Origin of the sequence: Vibrio sp. 070316B (assembly GCF_013114115.1) — a bacterium.
In the GTDB taxonomy this organism is placed as follows: Bacteria; Pseudomonadota; Gammaproteobacteria; order Enterobacterales; family Vibrionaceae; genus Vibrio; species Vibrio chagasii_B.
This window is the reverse complement of sequence record NZ_VTYC01000069.1, coordinates 1-3,003: the sequence shown is the minus strand read 5'-3', so window position 1 is coordinate 3,003 and position 3,003 is coordinate 1. Positions and strand designations below refer to the sequence as shown.

1 pseudogene is annotated in these 3,003 nt (G+C 44.3%); it reads left to right on the top strand.

The features are described from left to right. Nucleotides 1–1,195: 1,195 nt before the first annotated feature. Nucleotides 1,196–3,003, top strand: a pseudogene (locus F0251_RS24215) (hypothetical protein); the annotation flags it as partial.

Sequence of the window (3,003 nt, the reverse complement as noted above, 5' to 3'; positions counted from 1 at the left end):
TGATATAGAGCTTATTATTAAGCACCGATACTACTCCCGCAATGCAGAGACGTGTGGCGGAGGAGACTCAGGCCCACTGATCTTGCTAAGGTAACCAACAATAGAGCCTCATGATGTCATGAGGCTCTTTTATTTGTCATTAAAGAAAACCTTGTTGTGAGATTGAATTTAAAAATTGAGGTTGAGTATTTGTGTCTTGAACTAATAAATTACTTGTAGCTATCTTTTTGTTCTAATTGTTAATTACCCTAATAAAAAATCAATGTGGTTCGTTCATGTTATTAGAGAGCCTTTTATTGTGTTGATTGTCACTTAAATTAAAGGTAAATGCTACTTTCGTCTGTGTAATGATAAGCATTTTTTATAGTTATTGAATATTAATTAATTATTATAGATACTAATTAAACTATTAGTTTTTAGCTAATGAATGAATGTTAAGTTACAGTGCGTGCGTACTGAATAAATGGAACTAATCCAGTAATAACAGCGGTGGTTAACTCCCACCTTATTTATCTCCACATAAAAAAGAAAAATAATGAAATATACTAAACGCAGTTTGGTAGGGCTTTTTACGCTCTCAATAATGCAGTCGGGTGTGGTCCAGGCCTCCAATAATGCGCCTTATCCATTTGGTGAGGAGTTTGTTTACCATACTTGCCCTTCAGGGTTTGATAAACAAGGACTAAGTTGTACAAAAAAAATCACAAAACCAGTTTTGGTTAAATGTGATAGTGGTTATAACCTGAGTTCCAACAAGCAAAGCTGTACGAAAAGCCTTTCTAAAAGTGTTACCTACTCCTGTCCATCTGGTTATCGAATGGAAAGTGCGTCTTGTCTTCGCGTCGTTACGGAGAAAGATTATGCTGAACCATTTTATCCAGGACCTTACATGCCAATAGATAAAAGTAAAATGTCAAAATACACGATTGGCGCAAATGGACCATCGAGTATTTACTGGAAAGGAAAAAAAATACTTGAGCGATACCGTTTTAGTGATTTGACTTATAGCCATACCGACTCTTGGGTTTATAAAGCTGGTAGCCAGAAATATAGAGGCTGTAGCACTCAAGCTTGTCGAGTTGACTATGAGGTCATTCGGACTAAGAGTTTGTACAGTTCACGGACACTAAATAGCAATCATTGTTCCGTTACTTTATCTCAATTAGCTTCAAGACGTTCACCTGTCGAAGAAACAATGGCAACCTTGTATCCGCGTTATTCTGATGATGCTGCCCAACAAAACGTCGCCGCATTCCGCTACCTCGATAACATGTTTACCTTAGACCCAAAGCTAGGCGAGATTGTGTCTACGATGAGCTCTGAGAGACTGAGCCAAGATTTTTCTAAGCTATGGGCCAATGCGGAAAAGTCGACAGCCGATAATGCCATTGAGGTGGTGGAGGGCTTTGCAGCACTGCAGCCGGATTTACCTTACCTTAAAGAGATACTGTTTGATATTTACTACGACCGTGCGGCTGCCGAATTTATTTTAGCGAACCGTTCGATTGACCAAGCTCGAATCGATTGGGTTAATGATGCAGACGTCTCGGTCGCTAGCCTTGAGCGAAGCCGTCAAAACGCCGTTGATATTTTACAGCGCAGCTTGAATGAGTACTGGTCGCTTATCGATAACCACCCACAAGCGTATGCGACACAGTTACCGCATCGTGACTTACAGAGTGCGCGATACCTTAATGGCCAAGGCCAACATTCTCCTATCTTTGAAGGCGAAGCCTTGGTAGTGGGATACAAAGACGCCCTGCTGGTGTATCAAATGATGAACACTCTGCTTGAGCAACAAGTTCACCTGAGCAAGCTCAAAGCGGTGTACGCGAATACCGATACCATGCAAGCGTTAGCGGCAGAAGCGCAAACTCTGCTTAACAGTGTGACGTCGAAAGCCACGCAGCTTGAGCAGCTATTGGGCAGCGATGCGCCAGTGAACGCCATGCTGGCTACAGAGCAGGCGAAACTCAACAGCCTTACGATGAAACTGGAGCAGCAAGCGCTGAATAACCAGTTGTTTAAACTGCTGGGTTGTACGGTAGGACAAGGCGATAACCTGTGCGCGAGCCAGACGCAAGCGCAGAGAAAAGGCAGTTTAATCGCTCAGCAGCAACAAAGTATCAAAGCAGCGACGCTGGGCGTCGAGCGAGCACAGAAAGCGCGTCAGACTATCGAAGGCAATATCACCATTGAGATGGAGCGTCTTGAGCAAGAGAAGCAAGTTCATGATGCGATTGATAAAATCATGGTGCAGTTTGGTCAGAATGAGCTGTCGCTGAGCCAGTTGCTTGAAGCGAAGCGCGATGGTTCCTCGTCGGGTAACGCTTATGTCGATATTAGTGAGTTATTGAACCAGGACGATTTAGAGACGCTGGATGACTTTGTTAGCGAAGCGGGCAACATCGATTTATTCGAGGTGCAAGCGGCGCTGGCTAGCTTAAAGGAAGACCTGAAAGACGTGTCACGTGATGACGCCATCAAGTACACACAAACTTTGGCAGTGTTAGAGCGTGCGACTATCCGTGGTCTCGAGCGCGGGCTACTTGATGTGAATTCTAAAGCGCGCGTTAAAGCGCTCATGTTAGAGCTCGAAGCAGCCAAAGTGGACATCGCGAAGTCGCTGAGCTACCTGGCTTATGAAGTGGAAAGGCTGGCAGGGTTCACTGCAGAAGCTGAGCGATTGATTGCACAGTTGGGTGAAAATCAGCAACAGCAGGCAGACCGTTACTATGCTAACCCAGTGCATTACAGCGTACTGACAAAAGAAGCCTTGAATGCTGAGTTAGCGTTTGCAGAGCTGCAAGAGTGGATGTTCTATGCCGTTCAAGCGCTGGAGTACAAGTGGCAAGAAGCCTTTGTTGCGCCAAGTAAAGGGTTCAATCGCGCGTCGGTCTTTAAAATTCAAACAATCCCGCAGTTGGTTGAATACTTTAAAGCGTTACAGAGTTTTGATGACATTCGTAATCTGAGAACAAGCCAAGAGGCGACGGATACTCT